The sequence below is a fragment of the Variovorax sp. W2I14 genome (genome assembly GCF_050435205.1).
Lineage (GTDB): Bacteria > Pseudomonadota > Gammaproteobacteria > Burkholderiales > Burkholderiaceae_C > Variovorax > Variovorax paradoxus_C.
This window is the reverse complement of the sequence record NZ_JBNDJX010000001.1, coordinates 4,944,905-4,966,074: the sequence shown is the minus strand read 5'-3', so window position 1 is coordinate 4,966,074 and position 21,170 is coordinate 4,944,905. Positions and strand designations below refer to the sequence as shown.

The following is a 21,170-nucleotide window of genomic DNA, read 5'->3' as shown; positions in this document are numbered from 1 at the left end:
TGCGCATGGACGCTGAACTGCAAGCCGACCGCGCGGCGCTCGCCGACACGGTGCGGCGCTTTGCCGAAATCGAGATCGCGCCGAATGTCGAAGCCTGGGACGACGCGGGCGAATTTCCGCGCGCGCTCTACACGCGCGCCGCGGAGCTTGGGCTGCTCGGGCTTGGCTATCCCGAAGCGCTCGGCGGCACGCCGGCCTCGTATTCGCTCAAGCTTCCCGCATGGATCGCCCTCGCGCGCCACGGCAAGAGCGGTGGCGTGCTCGCGAGCCTGTTCTCGCACAACATCGGCCTGCCGCCGGTGGCGCTGCATGCGAGCGACGCCGTGCGCCACGAGGTCGTGCCCGCCGTGCTGCGCGGCGAGAAGATCGCGGCGCTTGCGATCACCGAACCCGGCGGCGGCTCCGATGTCGCGGCGCTGCGCACGACGGCCAGACGGGAGAGTGCAGGCGACGGTGATCACTACGTGCTGAACGGCGAGAAGACCTTCATCACCTCGGGCATGCGCGCCGACTGGATCACGGTCGCCGTACGCACCGGGGAAGGACGCGGTGCAGGCGGCATCTCGATGCTGCTGGTGCCCGGCGATGCACCCGGCCTTTCGCGCACGCGCCTCGCGAAGATGGGCTGGCTGTGCTCCGACACCGCCGCGCTGCACTTCGACAACGTCCGCGTGCCGGCGCGCTACCTGCTCGGCGACGAAGGTGTGGGCTTCCGAATGATCATGGGCAACTTCAACGGCGAACGCATCGGCCTCGCAGCCGGCGCGCTCGGCTTCGCGCAGGCCTGCCTCGACGAAGCCCTGGCCTGGTCGCACGAGCGCAAGACCTTCGGTGCCGCGCTCATCGAACACCAGGCGGTGCGCCACAAGCTGGTGGACATGCAGATGCGCATCGCCTCCACCGAAGCATGGATCGAGGCGGTGTCCACGGAAGGCGATGCGCATGAAGCGGCCGGCCGCTTCAACGCGCCCGAATGGGTGGCGCAGGTCTGCATGCTCAAGAACCACGCGACGCAGACCATGCAGTTCTGCGCCGACCAGGCCGTGCAGATCCTCGGCGGCATGGGCTTCATGCGCGGCACGACGAGCGAGCGCATCTACCGCGAAGTCAAGGTGATGATGATCGGCGGCGGTGCCGAGGAAATCATGAAGGAGCTAGCGGCGCGGCAGCTCGGCTGGCTGTAGCGCACCGCATCGCCTTTCCGCCAGCGGAAAACTGTTCTTCACCGGCGAGGTGCCCGGCGCATGGCCTTTCGCGCGAGGCCTGCTTACCATCGGCCGCACATTGCATGAAGCCGGAGCCGCCGTGATCCTTGTTTTCCATCTCTTCGACAAGCCCGATTCCGCCGAATGAACGAGCCCCGCACCATGTTCAAGCACATCGTGATGTGGGACCTGCGCGGCGAATCGCCTGAAGAAAAGGCGGAGGCCGTGCAGTTGCTCAAGCGCAAGTTCGAATCGCTGCGCGGACAGATCCCAGGGCTGCTGCACCTCGAGGTGGGCGTCGATTCGAGCCGCATCGCCTACGCCTGCGACGTGGTGCTCTACAGCGAGTTCGACAGCCAGGCATCGCTCGACGGCTATGCCACGCACCCCGCGCATCTGCGGGTGCGCGAGGAGTTGGGCGATCTGCGGATCGCGCGGCACCAGGTCGACTACGCGATGGAGTGAGCCGCAGGCTCGCTAACCACGGACTGCTTCCGATTCGGCCCGCGCGAGATCGACGCAGAACGAACGCACGAGCTGAAGTGCCGGCGCTTCGGTCCGGCCTGCGAGCGTGACGAAGGCGAACTGGGCGTTCAAGCCCGCGGCGGGGTCGACCTTCAGCTCCACCAGTTCGCCGCTGTCGAGCAACGCACGAGTGGCCGCGAGCACCCCGAGAAAGACCGCATCGGTGTTGCGCACGGCTTCGATCAGCGCGCCGATTTCTTCCGACGACACATGCAGCCAGCGCTGCGGACTCGCCTCACTGCCGTAGCGCTCGACGAGCAGGCGCGCCACGTCGTCGCTCACCATCGTCGAGACCACCGGATACCGCGTGAGGTCGGCGAAGCGCACCGCCGATGCACCCTGCCGCAGCAGCGGATGCCCGCGCCGGCAGACAAAGCCCGAGCGCATCGTCGGCAGCACGTCGATGTGCAGGTCGTCCCTCGGTGACACCGCGCGGTAGGTGAGCACCACGGCATCGATGGCCCGCGCGCGCAGCGCGGCGAGCTGAAGGTCCGGCCCGCCGCCGTGCAACTGCACGCCCACGCGCGGGTGGTTGCGCAGCATGTGGATCAGGAGCGGCGCCGAGAACAAGGCGCTCGGCGCCGCGCCGAAACCCAGCCGCACCGAGCCGGCCTGCCCCTCGGCGAGCAGCGCCGCGGCGCGCTTGAGTTCGTGCGCCTCCGCCGAGATGCGCTTGGCGCGCGCCAGCACCATCGCGCCGAAAGGCGTGAGCTCGTTGCGCTTGCCGATGCGGTCGACCAGCTGCATGCCCAGCTCCTGCTCGAGCATCTGGATGCTGCGGCTCAAGGCCGGCTGCGTGAGGTGCACCTTCTCGGACGCGCGGCTGAACGAGCCCGTTTCGGCGAGCGCCAACAGATGGTCGAGCTGCTGCAGGTTCATGAGCGAGGCTCATGGTAATTACAAAAACAATGCATTGGACAGATGAAACCCTGATTCCTAGCATCCACCGCGTACTACTTTTGAACCCAGGACACCCCATGAATCGGTTCGGTCAATGGCTCTGTGCAGGCTTTGCAGGGGCGGTTTTCTTCGGTGGCGGCACGGCCGCGATGGCGCAGGTGCCTTACCCCTCGAAGGTGATCGCGATGATGGTCCCCTACCCGGCGGGGGCCGCCAGCGACTTCACCGCGCGGGTGCTCAACGATCTGGTCGGCAAGGAGCTTGGCGGACAGGTGATCGTGGAGAACCTGGGCGGCGCGAGCGGTGCGATCGCCGCCGGCAAGGTGCTGGCGGCGCCAGCCGACGGCTACTTCCTGTTCCAGGGCTCGCCCAGCGAGTTGATTCTTTCGGGGCTGGTCAACAAGGCGGTCAGGTACAAGCCGGAAGACTTCCAGTGGATTGCGCCGGTGGCCACTTCGCCGCTGGTGGTCGTGGTCAGCAGCAAGCTGCCGGTTCATTCGCTGGACGAACTGGTCGAGCTCGCGCGGTCGCGCAAGGACGCGCCGCTCACCTACGGCTCGACCGGCCCCGGCACGCTGTACCACCTGCTGGGCGAACTGTTCTCCAGGCGCATCGGCGCACCGGCGACGCACGTGCCCTACAAGGGCGGCGCGCCGCTGATCCAGGATCTCATCGGCGGGCAGATCGACTTCGCCTTCATGCCCTACCAGGCCTTCTATGCGGACTACGCGCGGCAGGGCCGGCTGCGGGTCGTCGGCTCGCTGTCGGGCAAGAACAACCTGCCGCCGCCGTTCGAGAACGTGCAGTCGAGCGCCGACAGCAAGGCGATGAAGGGCTTCGAGTTCGGCATCTGGACCTCGTACATGGTCCGCAAGGGCACGGCGCGGCCGATCGCGGAAAAGCTCAACGCGGCCATCGCCGCATCGCTGAGGAACCCCCATGCGCGTGCGCAGCTCGAGTCGCAGGCCAAGACCGTGTTCGAGCCGATGAGCCTGGAGGCGGGAGAGAAGTTCTACGCGGCCGAAATCGCCCGCTACCGCGAACTCGTCAAGTCCATCGGCTACGAGTCGCAGTGAAACGCCATCCGATTCCAACAAGAGGTGCATCCATGACAACCCCATCGACGAGACATTGCCTCGCCCTGCTCATCGCACTGTCGCTGTCCGCCTGCGGCGGCGGCGGTGGCAGCGGTGGTCCGGGCTTCACGCCATTGCCGCCCGCTGCTGCAGGCCCCGCGCCCGCCGCTCCGCCGCCGCCGGTGCCTGATCCTGCCATCGCGACGACGACCGAAGGCAAGATCGCGGGCAATGCCGCGGCCGATGTGGTCTCCTTCCTCGGCATTCCCTATGCGCAGCCGCCGGTGGGCGCCTTGCGCTGGGCGCCGCCGCAAGCGCCGGTGGTCCACGCCGACACGCTGAAGGCCACGGCGTTCGGCAGCGCCTGCGCACAGGCGCCCGGCGCGGAGGCTTCGTCGTCCGAAGACTGCCTTTACCTGAACGTGTGGAAGCCCGCGGACACGAAGCCCGGGGACAAGCTGCCGGTGGTCTTCTATATCCACGGAGGCGCCTTCACGCTTGGCTCGGGCGCCATGGGCCCGAGCCCGCTCGCCAGGCAAGGCGTGGTCGTCGTGAGCTTCAACTACCGGCTCGGCGCGCTCGGCTATCTCGCGAACAAGGCGCTGCGCGCCGCGAACAAGGACGGCAGCCTGGGCAACTTCGCGGTGATGGACCAGCTCGCCGCGCTCGGTTGGGTGCAGCGGAACATTGCGGCCTTCGGCGGCGATGCCGGCAACGTCACGCTCTGGGGCACTTCGGCGGGCGCGACGCAGAGCTTCTCGCTGCTGCAGTCGCCCAAGGCCAAGGGACTGTTCCACAGGGCCGTGATGCAAAGCGGCGGCGGTGCGGAGTATTCGAACCCGAGCATGGAAAGCGCGCTCGCCGTGGGCGATACCGCCGTGGCGAATTGGGGTTGCAACAATGCGGCCGACATGGTCGCGTGCTTGCGCGCGCTGCCGGTCTCGGCGCTGCTCGCGCAGGGCGGGCTGAAATGGCGGCCGACGGTGGACGCGCAGATCCTCACGCAAGTGCCCGCGCGCGCATTTCTCACCGGCAACTTCAACCAGGTGCCCGTGATGATCGGGGGCGTCTACGACGAAGGCACGCTCTTCGTCGACACGAAGCTGAGCGCGGCGGTCTACCCGTTCTACCTGCGCGGGCTGGCACCGGCCGGCTTCGACACCAGCGCGATCGAAGCGGCGTATCCGGTCTCCGATTACGCGGTGCCCGCGCAAGGCGTGGCACGGGCCATCGGCGATGCGATGTACGCCTGCGGCAACAGCGCCCGCCGCGATGCGCTGTCGGCGTGGGTGCCGGTGTACGGCTGGGAGCTGACCGATCCGCAGCTGTCGTTCCCCGCGAATCCGACGGCCTTCTACTACGGTACCGCGCACGGCATGGACAGCTTCTATCTGACCGGCACGACCGATGCGCTCGGCACCTATCCCTTCTTCGACCAGGCAGGCACAGCGCCCGATGCGGACACGGCCGCGCAACGCAAGGCGCTCTCCGCGCAGATGGTCGCGTACCTCCTGAACTTCGCGAAGAACGGCGATCCGAATGGCGACGGCCGCAACATCGCGACGCGTTGGCCACGCTTCATGGGCGCGGCCGACCGCGCGCTGATCGATTTCACCTACCCCGCGATCAAGACATCGAGCAACGCGTTCGAGCACACGCACAAGTGCGACACGCTGTGGGGCCCGGACGTGTTCCCCGCGCAGTACTGAACGAGGCAGGACGGCATCCATCCATGAACGAATCACAAACCGTTATCGATCACCTCGCATCCCGCCAGGCGGACATCGTGGCGTGGCTCAAGCAGTTCCTGCGCATTCCAAGCGTGAGCGCGGACGCGTCGTTCGCTGCGGGCATGCACGAGGCGCGGGGCTTCCTGCGTGAGAGGCTGCAGCAGATCGGCCTTGACGACGTGCGCCTGCTGGACGGCGGCGGCGAGCCCGCCGTGTACGGCGAATGGCGCGGTGCGCCGGGCAAGGCCACGCTGATGGTCTACGGCCACTACGACGTGCAGCCCGCCGACTCCATCGACCAGTGGCGCACGCCGCCCTTCGAGCCGACAGAAGTGGATGGCCGGCTCTACGGGCGGGGCACCTCGGACGTGAAGGGCTCGACGACCATCGCGCTCGAAGTGGTCGCGGCCTTCCTCGCGGTGCGGGGCGGCTGCCCCGTCAACATCAAGGTGTTCCTCGAAGGGGAAGAGGAGACGGGCAGCCCGTCGCTCCGGACGCTCGTCGAACGCCATCGCGACCTGCTGCAGGCCGATGCGGTGCTGTCGGCCGACGGTGGCCGTGCGAGCGCCAGCGTGCCGACGATCAACACCGGCGCACGCGGCAATGCGCAACTCGAAGTGCGCCTGCGGACGGCCGCCAAGGACCTGCACTCCGGCCGCTACGGCGGCGGCGTGCGCAATGCGCTGCACGAGATGGCGCGACTGATTGCGTCGCTGCATCGCGCCGATGGCGGCGTGGCGGTGACGGGCTTCTACGAGGGCGCGATGCCACTCAGCGCAAGGCAGCGCGCCGACATCGCGGCATTCCCGTACGACGAAGCCACGTTCTTCTCAGACGTCGGCGGCAGCGCGCACGGCGAGCCCGGATACACCGCGCGCGAGCGCATCACGCTGCGCCCGGCGCTCGATGTCAACGGCCTGTGGGGCGGCTACACGGGCGACGGCGGCAAGACCATCGTGCCTTGCGAGGCGACAGCCAAGCTCACGGTGCGCGTGGTCGCGGGGCAGGACCCGGCCTGGGTCATCCGCGCGGTGCTGCGCCATCTACAGGCGCAGAGCCCCGCAGGCTGCGCGCTGGACGTGGTGGCGATGAACGACGGCTCGCCCGCATCGACGCTCGCGCCCGACCACCCGCTGGTGCGCGCCGCCGAGGCCGTGCTCGAACGCGAGACCGGCCGCCAGGCGATTCACGTGCGGCTCGGCGCGAGCGTGCCGATCACGTCGATTTTCAAGGAGATGCTGGGCATCGACACGCTGATGTTCGGCTTCAACCTGCCCGATGAAGACGTGCATGCGCCGAACGAATTCTTCAGGCTGGCGTCGATCCAGCAAGGTGCGCGGGCCTGGACACTGCTGCTGTGCGAACTGGCGAAGCATCCGCCGGCGTCGTTTCACAGCGCGTAGTTTTCAGCGCTCTTCGCCGCCCTCGCTCGAGCCTTGCTGCGCGGCCTGCGCCGCCGCACGCAGCTTGTCCTTCTTGCTCGGCCGCTTGCCCTTGATGCCGCCGGTGCCCGACGTATCGACAAGCGGCACCGCCACCTCGGTCGGCTCGAAGCCTTCGATGCGTTCGCGCGGCAGGCTCAGGCCCTGGCGCTTCTCGATCAGGCGGAAATGCGCCTCGGTCGATGCGCTCACGAAGCTGATCGCGAGGCCGCTTTCGCCCGCGCGGCCGGTGCGGCCGATGCGGTGGATGTAGTCGGTGGGCGAGCGCGGCAGGTCGTAGTTGATGACCACCGGGAGCTGCGCGATGTCGATGCCGCGCGCCGCGAGGTCGGTGGCGATCACCACGTCCCATCGGCTCTCCTTGAACTGCGCGAGGATGCCGGTGCGCGTGCCCTGCGCGATGTCGCCGTGGAAGGGCACGGCGTAGACGCCGTTCTTGTAGAGCTTCTCGGCCACGATCTGCGCCGAATGCTGCGTGGCGACGAACACCAGTACGCGCTCCCACTCGTTCTCTTTCAGCAGATGGCGCAGGAGCTGCGTGCGGCGGTTCGCATCGACCTCGATCACGCGCTGCACGATGTTCGGCTCGGTGCCCGGTTCGCCCTGCACGTCGATGACCGCGGGGTCGCGCAGCATGCCGTCTGCCAGCGACTGGATGGCGGGCGGGAAGGTGGCGGAGAAAAGCAGGTTCTGTCGTTGCGCCGGCAGCAGCGCGAGGATGCGGCCGAGCTCTTCGGCAAAGCCGAGGTCGAACAGGCGATCGGCCTCGTCGAGCACCAGCATCGAGACGGCGCCCAGCTTGAGCGCGTTGTGCTCGACCAGGTCGAGCAGCCGGCCGGGCGTGGCGACGACGATGTCGGCGCCGCCGCGCAGGCTCATCATCTGCGGGTTGATCGAGACGCCGCCGAAGGCGATGGCGATCTTCAGGCGTTCGGGCAGGTGCTGCGCCAGGCTGCGCATGGTTTCGCCGACCTGCGCTGCGAGTTCGCGCGTGGGCACGAGCACCAGTGCGCGCACGCGACGCGGCGACTGTGCGGGCTCGGCGGCCAGGCGCTGCAGCAGCGGCAGGGAAAATGCGGCGGTCTTGCCGGAGCCGGTCTGCGCCGAGCCCCGCACGTCGCGGCCCTGCAGAATTGCGGGGATGGCCGCGGCCTGGATGGCGGTCGGCGCGGCATAACCGCTTTCGGCGGCAGCCTGCACGAGCGCGGGGGCCAGGCCCAGTGAGTCGAATGGCATGTGAGCAGACAGAGAGAAGAACCCAGAGATAAACAAGAGAGATGGATCGAATGGCGACGACGAAAAGCAATCAGGCCAGCGCCCTGGTGTATTCCACCGAGGCGGGCGGCCGCATGTGCCCCGATTGCCGTGCGCCGATGGCGCAATGCCGCTGCAAGGAACTCGAGAAGGCGCGCGCGCCGGCCACTGACGGCATTGTGCGTGTATCGCACGAGACCAAGGGCCGCAAAGGCAAGGGCGTGACGGTCATCAAGGGCCTCGCACTGGACGCCGCGGCGCTCACGGCGGTGGGCAAGCAACTGAAAACAGCCTGCGGCTCGGGCGGCACGGTGAAGGACGGCGTCATCGAGATCCAGGGCGATCACCGCGAACTGGTGATCGCCGCGCTCGTGAAGCAGGGCCACACCGTCAAGCGCGCCGGAGGTTGAGGAAGAACCAACCCATGAAACCCGAAGACCTGCAGCGCCTCGTGACCCTCGAAATGCCTTTTGGCAAGCACAAGGGCACGCTGATCGCCGATTTGCCCGGAAATTACCTGACCTGGTTCGCACGCGAGGGTTTTCCCTCGGGAGAAATCGGCCGGCTGCTCCATTTGATGCATGAAATAGACCACAACGGCCTGTCGGACCTGCTCAAACCGTTGCGAAACCGCCCGTCGCGCCGGGATGTTTCTCAATAACACACGATTTATCCACGTTTTTTCGCAAAGTGGCGTGGATAATTCCCCCCACGTGTCTGTGAGACCTTGTCTCCCGTGCACGTAATTTGGTGATCGGTCAGTTTCGCGCCACAGCGCACTTGTTTGTTGTGATTCTGGGACTCCATCGCTTTTGTTTTGTTGGTTTGAATTAGGAGTCCCTCCATGGGCAAGAAACTCTACGTAGGCAACCTCGCCTACTCTGTGCGTGACAACGACCTGGAACAAGCTTTCGGCGAGTTCGGCGCAATCGTCAGCGCCAAGGTCATGATGGAACGTGACACCGGCCGTTCGAAGGGCTTCGGCTTTGTCGAAATGGGTTCGGATGCTGAAGCACTCGCAGCCATTGAAGCCATGAACGGCCATTCGCTCCAGGGCCGTGCCCTGACGGTGAACGAAGCCCGTCCGATGGAAGCTCGTCCTCCCCGCACCGGCGGTGGTGGCGGCTACGGCGGCGGCGCTGGTGGTGGCGGCGGCTACGGTGGCGGCGGCGGCGGCGGCGGTTACGGCGGCGGCGGCGGTGGCCGTAGCGGCGGTGGCGGCGGCGGTGGTTACGGCGGCGGCGGCGGTGGTCGCGGCGGCTACTAAGCCCTCACCCACACTCACGAGAGCTTCGGCTCTCTGAATGAAAGAAAGCTCCTTCGGGAGCTTTTTTCGTTTCCGGGCCGTCCCTTTCCAGGGGCACCGGGGAGAACCCTTGCCTCGCGGTAAGCATTTGTCCGTACAGGCAAGGTCAGCCAACGGTCAGCCGCGGACGACGACCCTCACTGCTCCAAAACAGAGGGTCGAGGCGATGAAGATCAAGAGTCAGGCGGACTTCTTTTCAGGAGTCATGTTCACCACCGTGGGGGGCGCTTTCGCGATAGGCGCCACCACCTACACCGTCGGCAACGGCGCCCGAATGGGCCCCGGCTATTTCCCGCTCATGCTGGGCATTCTCCTGGCCATCCTCGGGGTGGTCATCATGTTCCAGGCCATGGTGGTGGAGACCACCGACGGCGACAAGATCGGCAAATGGGCCTGGAAGCCGCTGGCCTTCGTGCTCGGCGCCAACCTCGCGTTCGGCATCCTCCTGGGCGGCCTGCCGAGCATCGGCCTGCCGGCGATGGGAATGATCATTGCGATCTACGCGCTCACGATCATCTCCAGCATGGCGGGCACGCAGTTCAAGCTGCGCGACGTGCTGGTGCTCTCCACCATCCTGGCGGCCGGCAGCTATGTGGCCTTCATCTGGGCGCTCAAGCTCCAGATCCAGGTCTGGCCCACTTTCATTTCGGGCTGAGGAGCGCACACCATGGACCTGATCCACAACCTTTCCATCGGTTTCGGCGTTGCCTTCACCTTCACCAACCTGCTGTATTGCCTTCTGGGCTGCATCCTGGGCACGCTGATCGGCGTGCTGCCAGGTATTGGCCCGGTCGCGACCATCGCGATGCTGCTGCCCGCGACGTACGCGCTGCCGCCCGTGTCGGCGCTGATCATGCTGGCCGGCATCTACTACGGCGCGCAATACGGCGGCTCGACCACCGCCATCCTGGTGAACCTGCCGGGCGAGTCGTCCTCTGTGGTCACCTGCATCGACGGCTACCAGATGGCAAGGCAGGGCCGCGCAGGCCCCGCACTCGCGGCCGCGGGCCTGGGCTCGTTCTTCGCGGGGTGCGTCGGAACGCTGATCCTGGCCGCCTTTGCGCCGCCATTGACCGAACTGGCCTTCAAGTTCGGCCCGGCCGAATACTTCTCGCTGATGACGCTGGGCCTGATCGGCGCCGTGGTGCTGGCCTCGGGCTCGCTGCTGAAGGCGGTGGCGATGATCGTGCTGGGCCTGCTGCTGGGCATCGTGGGCACCGACGTCAACTCGGGCGTCGCGCGCTTCAGCTTCGACATTCCCGAGCTCACCGACGGCATCGGCTTCGTGGTGATCGCCATGGGCGTGTTCGGCTACGGCGAAATCATCGGCAACCTCTCGCAGCCCGACGACGAGCGCGAAGTCTTCACGCACAAGGTCAAGGGCCTGTGGCCCACCAAGGACGACTTCAAGCGCATGACGCCCGCGGTGCTGCGCGGCACGGCCCTCGGTTCGGCCTTGGGCATCCTGCCCGGCGGCGGTGCGCTGCTGGCGGCCTTCGCGGCCTATGCGCTGGAGAAGAAGATCAAGATGCGCCCCGGCGAAGTGCCCTTCGGCAAGGGCAACATCCGCGGCGTGGCATCGCCCGAGTCGGCCAACAACGCCGGCGCGCAGACCTCCTTCATCCCGCTGCTGACGCTGGGCATTCCGCCCAACGCGGTGATGGCGCTGATGGTGGGCGCGATGACGATCCACAACATCCAGCCCGGCCCGCAGGTGATGACCAGCAACCCGGAGCTCTTCTGGGGCCTGATCGCCTCGATGTGGATCGGCAACGCGATGCTGATCGTGCTGAACCTGCCGCTGATCGGCATGTGGATCAAGCTGCTGACGGTGCCCTACAAGTTCCTGTTCCCCGCCATCGTGCTGTTCTGCGCGATCGGCGTGTACTCGACCAACAACAACACCTTCGACGTGTGGATGGTCGCGATCTTCGGCTTCATCGGCTACCTGTTCCTGAAGCTCAAGACCGAACCGGCGCCGCTGCTGCTGGGCTTCATCCTCGGGCCGATGATGGAAGAGAACCTGCGGCGCGCGCTGCTGCTGTCGCGCGGCGCGTGGAGCGTGTTCGTCACGCGGCCGCTGTCTGCCGGGCTGCTGGTGGCTGCTGCGGCGCTGTTGTGCATCGTGCTGCTGCCATCGATCAAGGCGAAGCGCGAGGAGGCCTTTGTCGAGGAATAGGCTCCCGCCGCTCCTGAGCAAGCCCCTGCACGAAAGCGCAGGGGCTTTTTTCATTTCTGGGACGCCGCGGCGGCGGCCATGCCCCATATCGACGCGCTCTTGTTGGTGCCCGGCGGCGGTGGCGGTGGGTGCGCTTGGAAGGCCGTGAACAGCGCCGATACCACTCAATCCATCTCGAATCGGCAAGTCCCGCAGGTACCGAGACACCCCTCGCCGACGGCATTTCAAGGACAAGATCGCTCCTTTCAGACCGCTACTGAAAAGATAGCTATAAAGATCCGCTGTATGAGGTTGATTCAGGGATTTGGCGGGGAGAAAAAGACCCGCCAATGCCTTCCGCGCGGACATAAAAAAGGCGCCGACCAGCGGCGCCTTTCAAGTTCGAGCTGGCATCTCGTATGGATGCCTTGAAGGATTTTTCTTTTTGAAGGGGAAGTTGTCTCCTCGGACCCTCGGCAGTACGAGCAGGGCCCGTTCGCGAGTGCGCAGACTTTATGTGCTGCACCGCACCAGTGCATTGGGAATTACCCGCTTTGCCTTACTCCAGACGTCCGATTCGCAAACCAAAGTGTTTCCGGGAGTTAACGATGTGGCACGACTCATGCACGTAGCGCCACACCTGACAACTCGAAGAAGCGCAACGCCATGGCCCTGGTCCCGCAAGCCTCCATCAACGCGGCCGACACCGCCTGGATGATGACGTCGACCGCGCTGGTGCTGCTGATGACGCTGCCCGGCATCGCGCTCTTCTACGCCGGCATGGTGCGGCGCAAGAACGTGCTGGCCACGATGGCGGCCGTCGTGGCGATTGCCGCGGCGGTCTCGCTCACCTGGTTCACGCTCGGCTACTCGCTGGCCTTCACGCCGGGCTGGCCGTGGCTCGGCGGAACCGGGCGCTTCTGGTTCTCGGGCTTCGAATACCTGAAGGAAGCCGGGCAGATCGCGGTGAGCCACGTCGCGCCCAACGTGCCCGAGTCGGTCTACGCGATGTTCCAGCTCACCTTCGCGATCATCACCACCGCGCTGGTGCTGGGCGCCTTCGTCGAGCGCATGCGCTTCTCGGCGGTGCTGTGGTTCGCGCTGCTGTGGAGCGTGCTGGTCTATGCGCCCGTCGCGCACTGGGTGTGGGAGCCGGGTGGCTGGCTCGCGCAGATGGGCGCGCTCGATTTCGCGGGTGGCTCGGTGGTGCACGTCAACGCGGGCATCGCGGGGCTGGTGTGCGCCTATGCGCTCGGCCCGCGCAAGGGCTACGGCCGCGAGGCCTTCGAGCCCTACAGCCTGGCGATGACGATGATGGGCGCCGGCCTCCTGTGGGTGGGCTGGTTCGGCTTCAATGCCGGCTCGGCGGTGGCGGCGGACGGGCGCGCTGGACTTGCGATGCTGGTCACGCACATCGCGGCGGCAGCCGGTGCGATGAGCTGGATGATCGGCGAATGGATCGTGCGGCGCAGCCCTTCGCTGCTGGGGCTCTGCTCGGGCCTCGTGGCCGGGCTGGTGGCGATCACGCCGGCCGCCGGTTTCGTCACGCCGCTCTCGGCGCTGGCCATCGGCGCCATCGCGGGCCTGGCCTGTTATTGGGGCGCCACGGGCCTGAAGCACATGCTCGGCGCGGACGATTCGCTCGACGTCTTCGGCGTGCACGGCATCGGTGGCATCGTGGGGGCGCTGCTCACGGGCGTGTTCGCCGATGCACGCATCTCGGGCGCGGCCGGCAATGTGCTGACGCAGGCCATCGCCGTCGGCAGCGTGGCGATCTACAGCGCGGCGGGAACGGCGATCGTGCTGTTCCTGGTGCACGTGCTGGTCGGACTGCGCGTCGATCCCGAGAGCGAACAGCTGGGCCTCGATCTTGCTCAGCACCGTGAACACCTGGGAGCCTGACCACCCGAGGGAGACACCATGCCATCCATGTCCGAAAGCGAACGCATCGCGCTTGCAGCCCGTCTTCACGTGGCACTGCGGCGAAAGCACGGGCGCGTGACCGACACCGAATGGATGGCCACCAATGCCGAGTACGCCGCCGAGATCGTGCGCATGACGCGGGCGCATGCGGCGGAGACGAAGGACGAGGAACTCGACCAGCTCGCGACGCGGCTCGAGCTGGCGATGGAGCCGCTGGCTCGCGCCGCGCGGCTGGCGGCGCGGCAGCCCGATGGGACACCGCCTACGCCGCCGCCTCGTTATGTGGGCGGGTTGCGGTGACGCTTTGAGTCGGCTGGCGTTCGGGGCGGGTGCACGCGGCCCGAACAAGAGCGCCAAGAACTAGGTTCGAACCCGCCCGTCGCCAGTCAGCATCGACAACTCGACGAACTTCGACCCCACGTGGTTCTTCGCCGAGAACGACACCTCGAACCCGCCGAATTGCTGCCGATCGATGCTCTCCAGCCCCGCGACGAGGCTGTCTCGCGTCACCTTGCCCGAAGCCTTGCGCAGCCCCTCGGTCAGCACCTTCGCGGCGAGGTAGCCCTCCATGCTCGAGAAGTTCGCGCTGGCCCCGCCGCCCGCCTTGCGCACCGCCTCGGCGAATTCGCGCGTGATCGCGTTGGCCGGGTTGTAGGGGGAGGGCACCACCTGCGTCACCATCACGCCCGCGGCTTCCTTGCCGAGCTCGTCCGCCAGCGCCTGCGTGCCGACGAACGAGAGATTGATGAAGGTGCCGCCATAGCTCGCCTTGCGCGCCTCGCGGATGAATGCCGCGCAGGCCTTGTACGCACCCACCTGCACCACCGCATCGGGTTTTGCGCCCACGATGGATTTCACGGCCTGCGCCACGTCGGCCGAGTTGCGCTCCACCGTGGCCATCGCGACCGGCTTCAGGTCGAGCTGCGACAGCGCGAGCGTTACCCCGTCGAGCCCGGCCTTGCCGTAGGCGTCGTTCTGATAGAAGACCGCGATTTTCTTGAGCCCGAGATGGGTGAGCTGCTTGACCATCAGCGCCGTCTCGTCGTTGTACGAGGCGCGCAGGTGGAACACGTTCTTCTGGAAGGGCTCGCGCAGCGACATGGCGCCGGTGAACGGGGCGATGAACGGCACCTTGTCCTTCACCGCCAGCGGCAGCGCGGCCAGGCTGGTCGGCGTGCCGATGTAGCCGAAGAGGGCGAACACGTCTTCATCGATCAGCTTTTGCGTGTTGGCGGCGCAGCGGTCGGGCTCGTAGCCGTCGTCCAGGTTCTTGATCACCACGTTGCGGCGACCGGGCTGGGCGTTGTACTGGTCCAGGAACACCTTGGCGCCCTGGTGGAACTGGATGCCCAGTTGAGCGGCCGGACCGGTGAAAGGCGCGGATTGACCCAGTACCAAGGGCGCTTCAGCCTGCGCCTGCGCGATCCGGAAGCTGCCCAGCGTGGCAGCGGCGCCGACGGCCAGGGAAAAATGCCTGCGATTCACCATGGTGAAAACTCCCTCTGCGCGCGCTGCGCGTTTTTCTCGCACTCAAATTAGACTTGTCCGATGCCCCACGCAACGGACTCCCTGGAAGCCACGCCTTCCCCCGCCCCGACCACCGAGACCATCACCGTGCTGGGCGCTTGCCCCCACGATTGCCCCGACACCTGCGCGCTCGTCACCACCGTCAAGGACGGCGTGGCCGTGAAGCTGCAGGGCAATGCCGCCCACTCGCACACCGGCGGCGTTCTGTGCACCAAGGTGTCGCGCTACATCGAACGCAACGACCATGCCGAGCGGCTGGTGCAGCCCATGAAGCGCGTCGGCCCCAAGGGCAGCGGCCAGTTCGAACCGGTCTCGTGGGACGCCGCACTGGACGACATCGCCGCGCATCTTCGGTCATTGCGGGCCGATCCGGAAACAATTCTCCCCTACTCTTATGCGGGCACCATGGGGCTGGTGCAGGGCGAATCGATGGACCGGCGCTTCTTCCACAAGCTGGGCGCGTCGCTGCTGGACCGCACGATCTGCTCGATGGCAGGCGGCGAGGCCATGGTCCACACGCTGGGCGGCAAGGTCGGCATGCGGATCGAGTTCTTCGCCGAAGCGAAGCTGATCCTGATCTGGGGCAGCAACTCCATCGCCAGCAACCTGCATTTCTGGCGTCATGCCCAGGCCGCCAAGCGCGCGGGCGCACGGCTGGTGTGCATCGATCCGCGCAAGACCGAAACCGCCGACAAGTGCGACGAGCACATCGCGCTTCTGCCCGGCACCGACGCCGCGCTGGCCCTGGCGCTGATGCACGAGCTGATCGTGCACGACTGGCTCGACCACGACTACATCGCCAACCACACGCTGGGCTGGGAGCAACTGCGCGAGCGCGCACTGCAATGGCCGCCGTCGCGCGCGGCAGAGGTCTGCGGCATTCCCGAAGCGCAGATCGTGGCGCTGGCCGAGGCCTACGGCACCACCAAGCCCGCCGCCATTCGCCTGAACTACGGCATGCAGCGCGTGCGCGGCGGTGGCAACGCGGCTCGTGCCGTCGCCTGCCTGCCGGCGCTGGTGGGCGCTTGGCGCGACCGGGCGGGCGGGTTGCTGCTGAGCAGCTCGGGCCATTTCCCGGTCGACCGCGCCGCGCTGCAGCGGCCCGACCTGCTCGAAGGCCGCCGCCCGCGCACCATCAACATGAGCACCATCGGCGATGCGCTGCTCGACGTGGCGAAGCCGGTGAAGGCCATCGTGGTCTACAACAGCAACCCGGTCGCGGTGGCGCCCGATTCGGCCAAGGTGGTGGCGGGCTTCGCGCGCGACGATCTCTTCACCGTGGTGCTGGAGCAGTTCCGCACCGACACCGCCGACTACGCCGACTACCTCCTGCCCGCCACCACGCAGCTGGAGCACTGGGACATCCACACGAGCTATGGCCACACCGACGTGCTGCTGAACCGCCCCGCGGTCGCGCCGCGCGGCGAGGCCCGCAGCAACGCCTGGGTGTTCCGCGAACTGGCGCGCCGCATGGGCTTCGACGAGTCCTGCTTCTCGGACGACGACGAAGCGCTGTGCCGCACCGCGTTCGCCGAGAACGCGATCGACTACGCGCAGATGCTGACCCAGGGCTTCACCACGGTGAAGCTGCCCGAAGCGCCGTTCGCCGAAGGCCAATTCCCCACGCCGTCGGGTCGCTGCGAATTCTTCAGCGCGCGCCTGGAAGCTATGGGCATGGACGGCCTGCCCGACCACGTGCCCAACTGGGAGCCGGCCGGCAGCTCGACCGAATTCCCGCTCGCGATGATCTCGCCGCCCGCGCGCAATTTCCTCAACTCCACGTTCGTCAACGTGACGAGCCTGCGCGCCATCGAGGTCGAGCCGCTGCTCGAAATCCACGCGGCCGACGCCGCCGCGCGCGGCATCGAGGACGGCGCGATGGTGCGCGTGTTCAACCAGCGCGGCGAGCACCGCTGCCGCGCCGAGGTGTCGCGCCGCGCGCGCCAGGGCGTGGTGCACGGCATGGGCATCTGGTGGCGCAAGTTCGGCGGCGACGGCACCAACGTCAACCAGCTCACGAGCCAGCGGCTGACCGACATCGGCCGCGGCCCGACGTTCTACGACTGCCTCGTCGAAGTCGAACGTTTGTGAGAGCGCTCCCGGCACTGACGCTGGCCGGCGCCCTGTTCCTCACGGGTTGCGCCGACCTCGGCTACTACTGGCAGTCCGCCAGTGGCCACATCGACATCATGCGGGCCGCCAGGCCGGTGCCCGAATGGCTCGCGGACCCGGCCACCTCGGCGCCGCTGAAGGCCAAGCTCGAACTCACCCAGCGCATCCGCCGCTTCGCCTCGGCCGAACTCGGCCTGCCCGACAACCCGAGCTACAAGTCGTACGCCGACCTGCACCGCCCCGCAGCCGTGTGGAACGTGGTGGCGGCGCCGCCGTATTCGCTCACGCTCAAGAACTGGTGCTTTCCGGTGGCCGGCTGCGTGGGCTACCGCGGCTACTACAGCGAGGACGCGGCCAAGGCCGAAGCCGAGGCGCAGCGCGCGCTCGACCTCGAAGTGGCCGTGTACCCCGTGCCCGCGTATTCGACGCTCGGCTGGATGAACTGGGCCGGCGGCGATCCGCTGCTCTCCACCTTCATCGGCTACCCCGAGGGCGAACTCGCGCGCCTCGTGTTCCACGAGCTCGCGCACCAGGTGCTGTACGTGCCGGGCGACACGGTGTTCAACGAGTCGTACGCCACCGCGGTCGAGCGCATCGGCGGCGGCATGTGGCTGCAGCGCGAAGCCAGCGAGGCGGCACGCCGCGAGTACGCGCAGTTCGACGGCCAGCGCCAGGAATTCCGCGCGCTCGCCCTCAACACGCGCCGCGCGCTCACGCAGGTGTATGAGTCACCCGAGGCCAAGGCCAAGGACTGGCCCGCCGTCGAGGCGATGAAGAAGGCCGCGATGGCCGACTTCCGCGCCCGCTATGCCGAGCTGAAGCAGGGCTGGCAGGGCCCTCGCCAGAACGCCTACGACGGCTGGGTGGCGCGTGCCAACAATGCGGCCTTCGGCGCCCAGGGCGCCTACGACGACCTGGTGCCGGCTTTCGAGGCGCTGTTCGACCGCGAAGGCCGCGACTGGCCGCGCTTCTACACTGAGGTCCGGCGCATTGCCGCGCTGCCGACCACGGAAGAACGCCGGAGTGCCCTGCAGACTGCCACGGGCATCCTGCAAACCCATTCCAGCGAAGACAACAACAACGGAGATCACGGTGCCTGACATCCATATCGAGAGAAACCACACGCTGGGCATTGCCGGCGCCCGCGAAGTCGCGCGCCAATGGGTGCAGCAGGTCGAGCAGGACTACGGCCTGGAGTGCACCTACACCGAAGGCAAGACCTGCGATGTCGCCCAGTTCAGCCGCCCCGGCATCGACGGCACGGTCGAGGTGACGGCCGACACCTTCAAGCTCGAAGCGACGCTGGGCTTTTTGTTCAGCAGCTTCAGCGAGCAGATCGAGCAGAAGATATCGCGCAACCTCGACGCGCTGCTCGAGTCGCCGAACGGCGGCACGCGCTTCGCCTGAGCCCGGGCCGGCTCACACGATCGTGTAGCCGCCGTCGACCGGCAGCGCCACGCCGCTGACCATCGACGCGCCATCGGAGAGCAGGAAGAGGATCGGTGCCACCACCTCCTCGACCTCTGCAAACCTTCCCATCGGAATGTTCCTCAGGACCGCCGCGCTCTTGGCCGGATCGGCCCAGGCCTCCGCAGCCATCGGCGTGAGCGTGACGGTCGGGTTCACGCTGTTCACGCGGATGCCGTGCGGTCCGAATTCGAGACACAGCGAGCGCGTGATCGCATCCATTGCGGCCTTCGATGCGCAGTAGCAAAGATGCGCATCGAGCGCGACGAGCGCGGCCTGGCTCGATACGTTGACGATGCTGCCGCGCACGCCGGCCGCAATCATCGCCTTGCCGCAGCGCGAGGCGACCAGTGCGGCGGCGCGTGCGTTGACGGCCATCACGGCGTCGAAGCTTTCCGCTTGCAGGTCGAGCGCGGATTCGAGCAGTGCGATGCCTGCGCAGTTCACCACGAGGTCGAACGCTGGCAACGGGGCGAGCGCGCGTTCCAATGCGCTTGCATCGCCCACGTCGATCACTAGCGGCGTGCAGCCTGCTTCTGCCTGCAACGTGTCGAGTGCCGCGGTGTTGCGGCCTACGGCCGTCACAGCCGCGCCCGATTGAGCGAGCTGCAACGCTACTGCGCGGCCGATGCCGCTGGTGGCGCCAGTCACAAGGGCGCGGCGGGTGGAGAAATCGAAGGTTGTTGTCATGGTGCTGTTGTCTGGTTGGAGGGGGTGGTTCAGGGCGTGTGCACAGGCCACCGGGTACTCCCCTCCGCGAATGTCCCCCGGCCTGCGGCCTCCTCCTTGATTTCGCTGCGGGGAGCACCCGATGCCCTGCGCACTTGGACACGCTGCCGGTTATCAGCCGATCAACCAGAGCTCTGAAAACGAGCGCGCCGATGGGGTGCCTTGCGCAGCGAAATCAAGGAGGAGGGGCGAAGCCCCGGGGGACATTCGCGGAGCAAGGTACCCCGTCGGCGTGGGCGTCGCCCTGAACCTGCGCCGGATCAGGAAGCCAAGTTCATTTCAGTCGGTGCATCGCGTCCCGCAGCGCGGGATAAAGAGATTTGTAGATATCGAAACGTTCGCGATAGACGGCCTGCGCCGAGGGCTCCGGCCGCGCGCGTTCCACCAGCGTGACCCAGCCGCGCTCTGCAGTAGCCGCATCGACCAGCCCCGCGCCGAGCGCCGCGAGCATCGCCGCACCGAGGGCCGCCTCGACCTCTTCCTCGATGGTGAACACGGGGTAGCCCGTGATGTCCGCGACAATCTGCATCCAGAGGTCCGAATGCGCCGCGCCGCCGACGACGATCAGGCGGTCGTCCAGCGGCTGCCCGCTTTGCCGGCCGGCTTCGATGTTGTGCTGCAGCGCGAAGCTCACGCCTTCGAGCACCGCGCGGTACAGATGCGCGCGGCTGTGCGCGAGCGAGAGGCCGATGAATGCGCCCTTGGCCTGCGCATCCCATATCGGACTGCGCTCACCCATGAGGTACGGCAGGAAGACCAGGCCCTCCGCGCCGGGCGGCACGTCGACGGCGTTGCGCTCGATCAGCGCGTGCGCGTCCTCGCCAGTGCGCGCGGCCTCGGCCACTTCGGCCTGGCAGAAGGTTTCGCGAAACCAGGTGACGGCGGCGCCCGCAGTGATCGCGCCGCCGAACACATAGCTGCGGTCGGCGCCGCGGTAGACGTGCGGCATTGTGATGAGCTTGTGGCGCGCATCGACGGTCGGGCTCACGAAGCCCCAGCACATGCTGGTGCCGATCATCGCGACGTGGTCGCCGCTGCCGGTCACGCCCGCGCAAAAGGTGGCCACTGCCGCATCGACGCCGCCCGCCATCAGCGGCATGCCTTCGGCGAGGCCCAGCTTTTCGGCCCATTCGGCGCTCAACCCACCGACCACATCGCTCGATTCGACCAGGCGCGGCGGCATCATGCGCGCCGGAATGCCCAGCATGCCGAGTGCTTCGAACGACCAGCGGCGCTGCACCGCGTCGTACACACCGCCGATGTTGCCGGCCGAGCTGTGATCGACCGCGAGCTCGCCCGTCAACCGCCAGTTGATGTAGCTGTTGGGCGGCAAGAACCAGCGCGTCTTCGCCCATACCTCGGGCAGGTGCTCGCGCACCCACAGGATCTTGGTGTAGCCGTAGTAGCTGTCCACGCCGTTGCCGGTGATCGCCTGCAGCCGCGCGACGTCGACGTTCGCGTTCACCGCATCGACCTCGGCGGTGGCGCGCCGGTCCATCCAGATGAGGCACGGATGCAGCGGCTGCATGGCTTCATCGACCGGGATGCCTGCGCCGCCGTAGAGGCTGCTCACGAACATCGCGGCGATGTCGCTTGCCGCGATGCCGCTCTTCGCCACGCAGGCGCGCACGCTCTCGCACACCGCATCGAACCAGACTGCGCAGTCCTGTTGCGCCCACAGCGGCTTGGGTGTTTCCGGCTGATAGGCGACGCTCGCCTGCGCATGCACCTTGCCGTCGATGCCGACCAGCAGGCACTTGGTGCTCTGCGTGCCGATGTCGACGCCGATCACGTATTTCATGGTGTGTTGTCTCTC

The 21,170-nt window shown here is 67.2% G+C and carries 20 protein-coding genes; 15 read left to right on the top strand and 5 right to left on the bottom strand.

Annotation, left to right across the window (positions count from 1 at the left end):
* Positions 1–5: 5 nt before the first annotated feature.
* Positions 6–1,184, top strand: coding sequence for an acyl-CoA dehydrogenase family protein (locus QF040_RS23140; protein WP_429612984.1), 1,179 nt, complete (start codon positions 6–8; stop codon positions 1,182–1,184).
* A gap of 165 nt (positions 1,185–1,349) precedes the next feature.
* Positions 1,350–1,670, top strand: a complete 321-nt coding sequence (locus tag QF040_RS23135; protein ID WP_306881045.1) for a Dabb family protein — start codon at positions 1,350–1,352, stop codon at positions 1,668–1,670.
* A gap of 12 nt (positions 1,671–1,682) precedes the next feature.
* Here QF040_RS23135 and QF040_RS23130 read toward each other — a convergent pair whose 3' ends face one another.
* Positions 1,683–2,609: a LysR family transcriptional regulator gene (locus QF040_RS23130; protein ID WP_429612983.1), complete on the bottom strand. Its 927-nt coding sequence runs from the start codon at positions 2,607–2,609 to the stop codon at positions 1,683–1,685.
* Positions 2,610–2,707: 98 nt separating this feature from the next.
* On the opposite strand from QF040_RS23130, the gene QF040_RS23125 reads away from it, so the two are divergent.
* The 3 genes from QF040_RS23125 to QF040_RS23115 are packed head-to-tail and all read left to right on the top strand — an operon-like array spanning position 2,708 to position 6,839.
* Entirely contained in the window at positions 2,708–3,706 is a 999-nt protein-coding gene (locus tag QF040_RS23125) for a tripartite tricarboxylate transporter substrate binding protein (protein ID WP_429612982.1), read from the top strand.
* Between the two features lie 32 nt (positions 3,707–3,738).
* Complete coding sequence (locus QF040_RS23120) at positions 3,739–5,415, top strand: carboxylesterase/lipase family protein (protein ID WP_429612981.1); 1,677 nt, start codon at positions 3,739–3,741, stop codon at positions 5,413–5,415.
* Between the two features lie 23 nt (positions 5,416–5,438).
* Entirely contained in the window at positions 5,439–6,839 is a 1,401-nt protein-coding gene (locus QF040_RS23115; RefSeq protein ID WP_429612980.1) for a dipeptidase, read from the top strand.
* A 3-nt stretch (positions 6,840–6,842) separates the two neighbouring features.
* Here QF040_RS23115 and QF040_RS23110 read toward each other — a convergent pair whose 3' ends face one another.
* Complete coding sequence (locus QF040_RS23110; protein WP_429612979.1) at positions 6,843–8,114, bottom strand: DEAD/DEAH box helicase; 1,272 nt, start codon at positions 8,112–8,114, stop codon at positions 6,843–6,845.
* A gap of 50 nt (positions 8,115–8,164) precedes the next feature.
* On the opposite strand from QF040_RS23110, the gene QF040_RS23105 reads away from it, so the two are divergent.
* The 7 genes from QF040_RS23105 (at position 8,165) to QF040_RS23075 (ending at position 13,819) form a co-directional block, all read left to right on the top strand.
* Positions 8,165–8,542 carry a translation initiation factor Sui1 gene (locus QF040_RS23105; RefSeq protein WP_429612978.1) on the top strand — a complete coding sequence of 126 codons (378 nt, stop codon included), beginning with the start codon at positions 8,165–8,167 and terminating at the stop codon, positions 8,540–8,542.
* Positions 8,543–8,556: 14 nt separating this feature from the next.
* Positions 8,557–8,793 carry a DUF3820 family protein gene (locus QF040_RS23100; protein WP_093053658.1) on the top strand — a complete coding sequence of 79 codons (237 nt, stop codon included), beginning with the start codon at positions 8,557–8,559 and terminating at the stop codon, positions 8,791–8,793.
* 183 nt (positions 8,794–8,976) lie between these two features.
* On the top strand, positions 8,977–9,399 hold the full coding sequence (locus QF040_RS23095) for an RNA recognition motif domain-containing protein (protein ID WP_307604615.1): 423 nt from the start codon (positions 8,977–8,979) through the stop codon (positions 9,397–9,399).
* Between the two features lie 205 nt (positions 9,400–9,604).
* The gene (locus QF040_RS23090) at positions 9,605–10,093 is read left to right on the top strand and encodes a tripartite tricarboxylate transporter TctB family protein (RefSeq protein WP_013538813.1); all 489 of its coding nucleotides are present in this window, start codon (positions 9,605–9,607) and stop codon (positions 10,091–10,093) included.
* A 12-nt stretch (positions 10,094–10,105) separates the two neighbouring features.
* Positions 10,106–11,617, top strand: coding sequence for a tripartite tricarboxylate transporter permease (locus QF040_RS23085; RefSeq protein WP_176660688.1), 1,512 nt, complete (start codon positions 10,106–10,108; stop codon positions 11,615–11,617).
* A 645-nt stretch (positions 11,618–12,262) separates the two neighbouring features.
* On the top strand, positions 12,263–13,498 hold the full coding sequence (locus QF040_RS23080) for an ammonium transporter (RefSeq protein ID WP_013538815.1): 1,236 nt from the start codon (positions 12,263–12,265) through the stop codon (positions 13,496–13,498).
* Between the two features lie 18 nt (positions 13,499–13,516).
* Entirely contained in the window at positions 13,517–13,819 is a 303-nt protein-coding gene (locus tag QF040_RS23075) for a hypothetical protein (protein ID WP_013538816.1), read from the top strand.
* 60 nt (positions 13,820–13,879) lie between these two features.
* Here the strand turns inward: QF040_RS23075 and QF040_RS23070 are convergent, their stop codons facing one another.
* Positions 13,880–15,007, bottom strand: a complete 1,128-nt coding sequence (locus QF040_RS23070) for an ABC transporter substrate-binding protein (protein ID WP_429612977.1) — start codon at positions 15,005–15,007, stop codon at positions 13,880–13,882.
* Positions 15,008–15,067: 60 nt separating this feature from the next.
* On the opposite strand from QF040_RS23070, the gene QF040_RS23065 reads away from it, so the two are divergent.
* From QF040_RS23065 to QF040_RS23055, 3 genes are read left to right on the top strand one after another with little or no spacing between them, the layout of a single operon-like run.
* Positions 15,068–17,137 carry a molybdopterin-containing oxidoreductase family protein gene (locus QF040_RS23065; protein ID WP_429612976.1) on the top strand — a complete coding sequence of 690 codons (2,070 nt, stop codon included), beginning with the start codon at positions 15,068–15,070 and terminating at the stop codon, positions 17,135–17,137.
* Positions 17,134–18,258 carry an aminopeptidase gene (locus tag QF040_RS23060; protein ID WP_429612975.1) on the top strand — a complete coding sequence of 375 codons (1,125 nt, stop codon included), beginning with the start codon at positions 17,134–17,136 and terminating at the stop codon, positions 18,256–18,258. The genes QF040_RS23065 and QF040_RS23060 overlap by 4 nt, the downstream gene beginning before the upstream one ends.
* Positions 18,251–18,565, top strand: a complete 315-nt coding sequence (locus QF040_RS23055) for a polyhydroxyalkanoic acid system family protein (RefSeq protein ID WP_307644692.1) — start codon at positions 18,251–18,253, stop codon at positions 18,563–18,565. Before QF040_RS23060 ends, QF040_RS23055 begins: the two co-directional genes overlap by 8 nt.
* A 12-nt stretch (positions 18,566–18,577) precedes the next feature.
* On the opposite strand, the gene QF040_RS23050 is transcribed toward QF040_RS23055, so the two are convergent.
* Entirely contained in the window at positions 18,578–19,315 is a 738-nt protein-coding gene (locus QF040_RS23050; RefSeq protein ID WP_429612974.1) for an SDR family oxidoreductase, read from the bottom strand.
* A 313-nt stretch (positions 19,316–19,628) separates the two neighbouring features.
* Positions 19,629–21,155 carry an FGGY-family carbohydrate kinase gene (locus tag QF040_RS23045; RefSeq protein ID WP_429612973.1) on the bottom strand — a complete coding sequence of 509 codons (1,527 nt, stop codon included), beginning with the start codon at positions 21,153–21,155 and terminating at the stop codon, positions 19,629–19,631.
* Positions 21,156–21,170 lie beyond the last annotated feature (15 nt).

Excerpts from the sequence above, each read along its gene's own strand:
- QF040_RS23140 (WP_429612984.1), top strand. The coding sequence starts at position 6 with ATGGACGCTGAACTGCAAGCCGACCGCGCGGCGCTCGCCGACACGGTG.
- QF040_RS23135 (WP_306881045.1), top strand. The coding sequence starts at position 1,350 with ATGAACGAGCCCCGCACCATGTTCAAGCACATCGTGATGTGGGACCTG.
- QF040_RS23130 (WP_429612983.1), bottom strand. The coding sequence starts at position 2,609 with ATGAACCTGCAGCAGCTCGACCATCTGTTGGCGCTCGCCGAAACGGGC.
- QF040_RS23125 (WP_429612982.1), top strand. The coding sequence starts at position 2,708 with ATGAATCGGTTCGGTCAATGGCTCTGTGCAGGCTTTGCAGGGGCGGTT.
- QF040_RS23120 (WP_429612981.1), top strand. The coding sequence starts at position 3,739 with ATGACAACCCCATCGACGAGACATTGCCTCGCCCTGCTCATCGCACTG.
- QF040_RS23115 (WP_429612980.1), top strand. The coding sequence starts at position 5,439 with ATGAACGAATCACAAACCGTTATCGATCACCTCGCATCCCGCCAGGCG.
- QF040_RS23110 (WP_429612979.1), bottom strand. The coding sequence starts at position 8,114 with ATGCCATTCGACTCACTGGGCCTGGCCCCCGCGCTCGTGCAGGCTGCC.
- QF040_RS23105 (WP_429612978.1), top strand. The coding sequence starts at position 8,165 with ATGGCGACGACGAAAAGCAATCAGGCCAGCGCCCTGGTGTATTCCACC.
- QF040_RS23100 (WP_093053658.1), top strand. The coding sequence starts at position 8,557 with ATGAAACCCGAAGACCTGCAGCGCCTCGTGACCCTCGAAATGCCTTTT.
- QF040_RS23095 (WP_307604615.1), top strand. The coding sequence starts at position 8,977 with ATGGGCAAGAAACTCTACGTAGGCAACCTCGCCTACTCTGTGCGTGAC.
- QF040_RS23090 (WP_013538813.1), top strand. The coding sequence starts at position 9,605 with ATGAAGATCAAGAGTCAGGCGGACTTCTTTTCAGGAGTCATGTTCACC.
- QF040_RS23085 (WP_176660688.1), top strand. The coding sequence starts at position 10,106 with ATGGACCTGATCCACAACCTTTCCATCGGTTTCGGCGTTGCCTTCACC.
- QF040_RS23080 (WP_013538815.1), top strand. The coding sequence starts at position 12,263 with ATGGCCCTGGTCCCGCAAGCCTCCATCAACGCGGCCGACACCGCCTGG.
- QF040_RS23075 (WP_013538816.1), top strand. The coding sequence starts at position 13,517 with ATGCCATCCATGTCCGAAAGCGAACGCATCGCGCTTGCAGCCCGTCTT.
- QF040_RS23070 (WP_429612977.1), bottom strand. The coding sequence starts at position 15,007 with ATGGTGAATCGCAGGCATTTTTCCCTGGCCGTCGGCGCCGCTGCCACG.
- QF040_RS23065 (WP_429612976.1), top strand. The coding sequence starts at position 15,068 with ATGCCCCACGCAACGGACTCCCTGGAAGCCACGCCTTCCCCCGCCCCG.
- QF040_RS23050 (WP_429612974.1), bottom strand. The coding sequence starts at position 19,315 with ATGACAACAACCTTCGATTTCTCCACCCGCCGCGCCCTTGTGACTGGC.
- QF040_RS23045 (WP_429612973.1), bottom strand. The coding sequence starts at position 21,155 with ATGAAATACGTGATCGGCGTCGACATCGGCACGCAGAGCACCAAGTGC.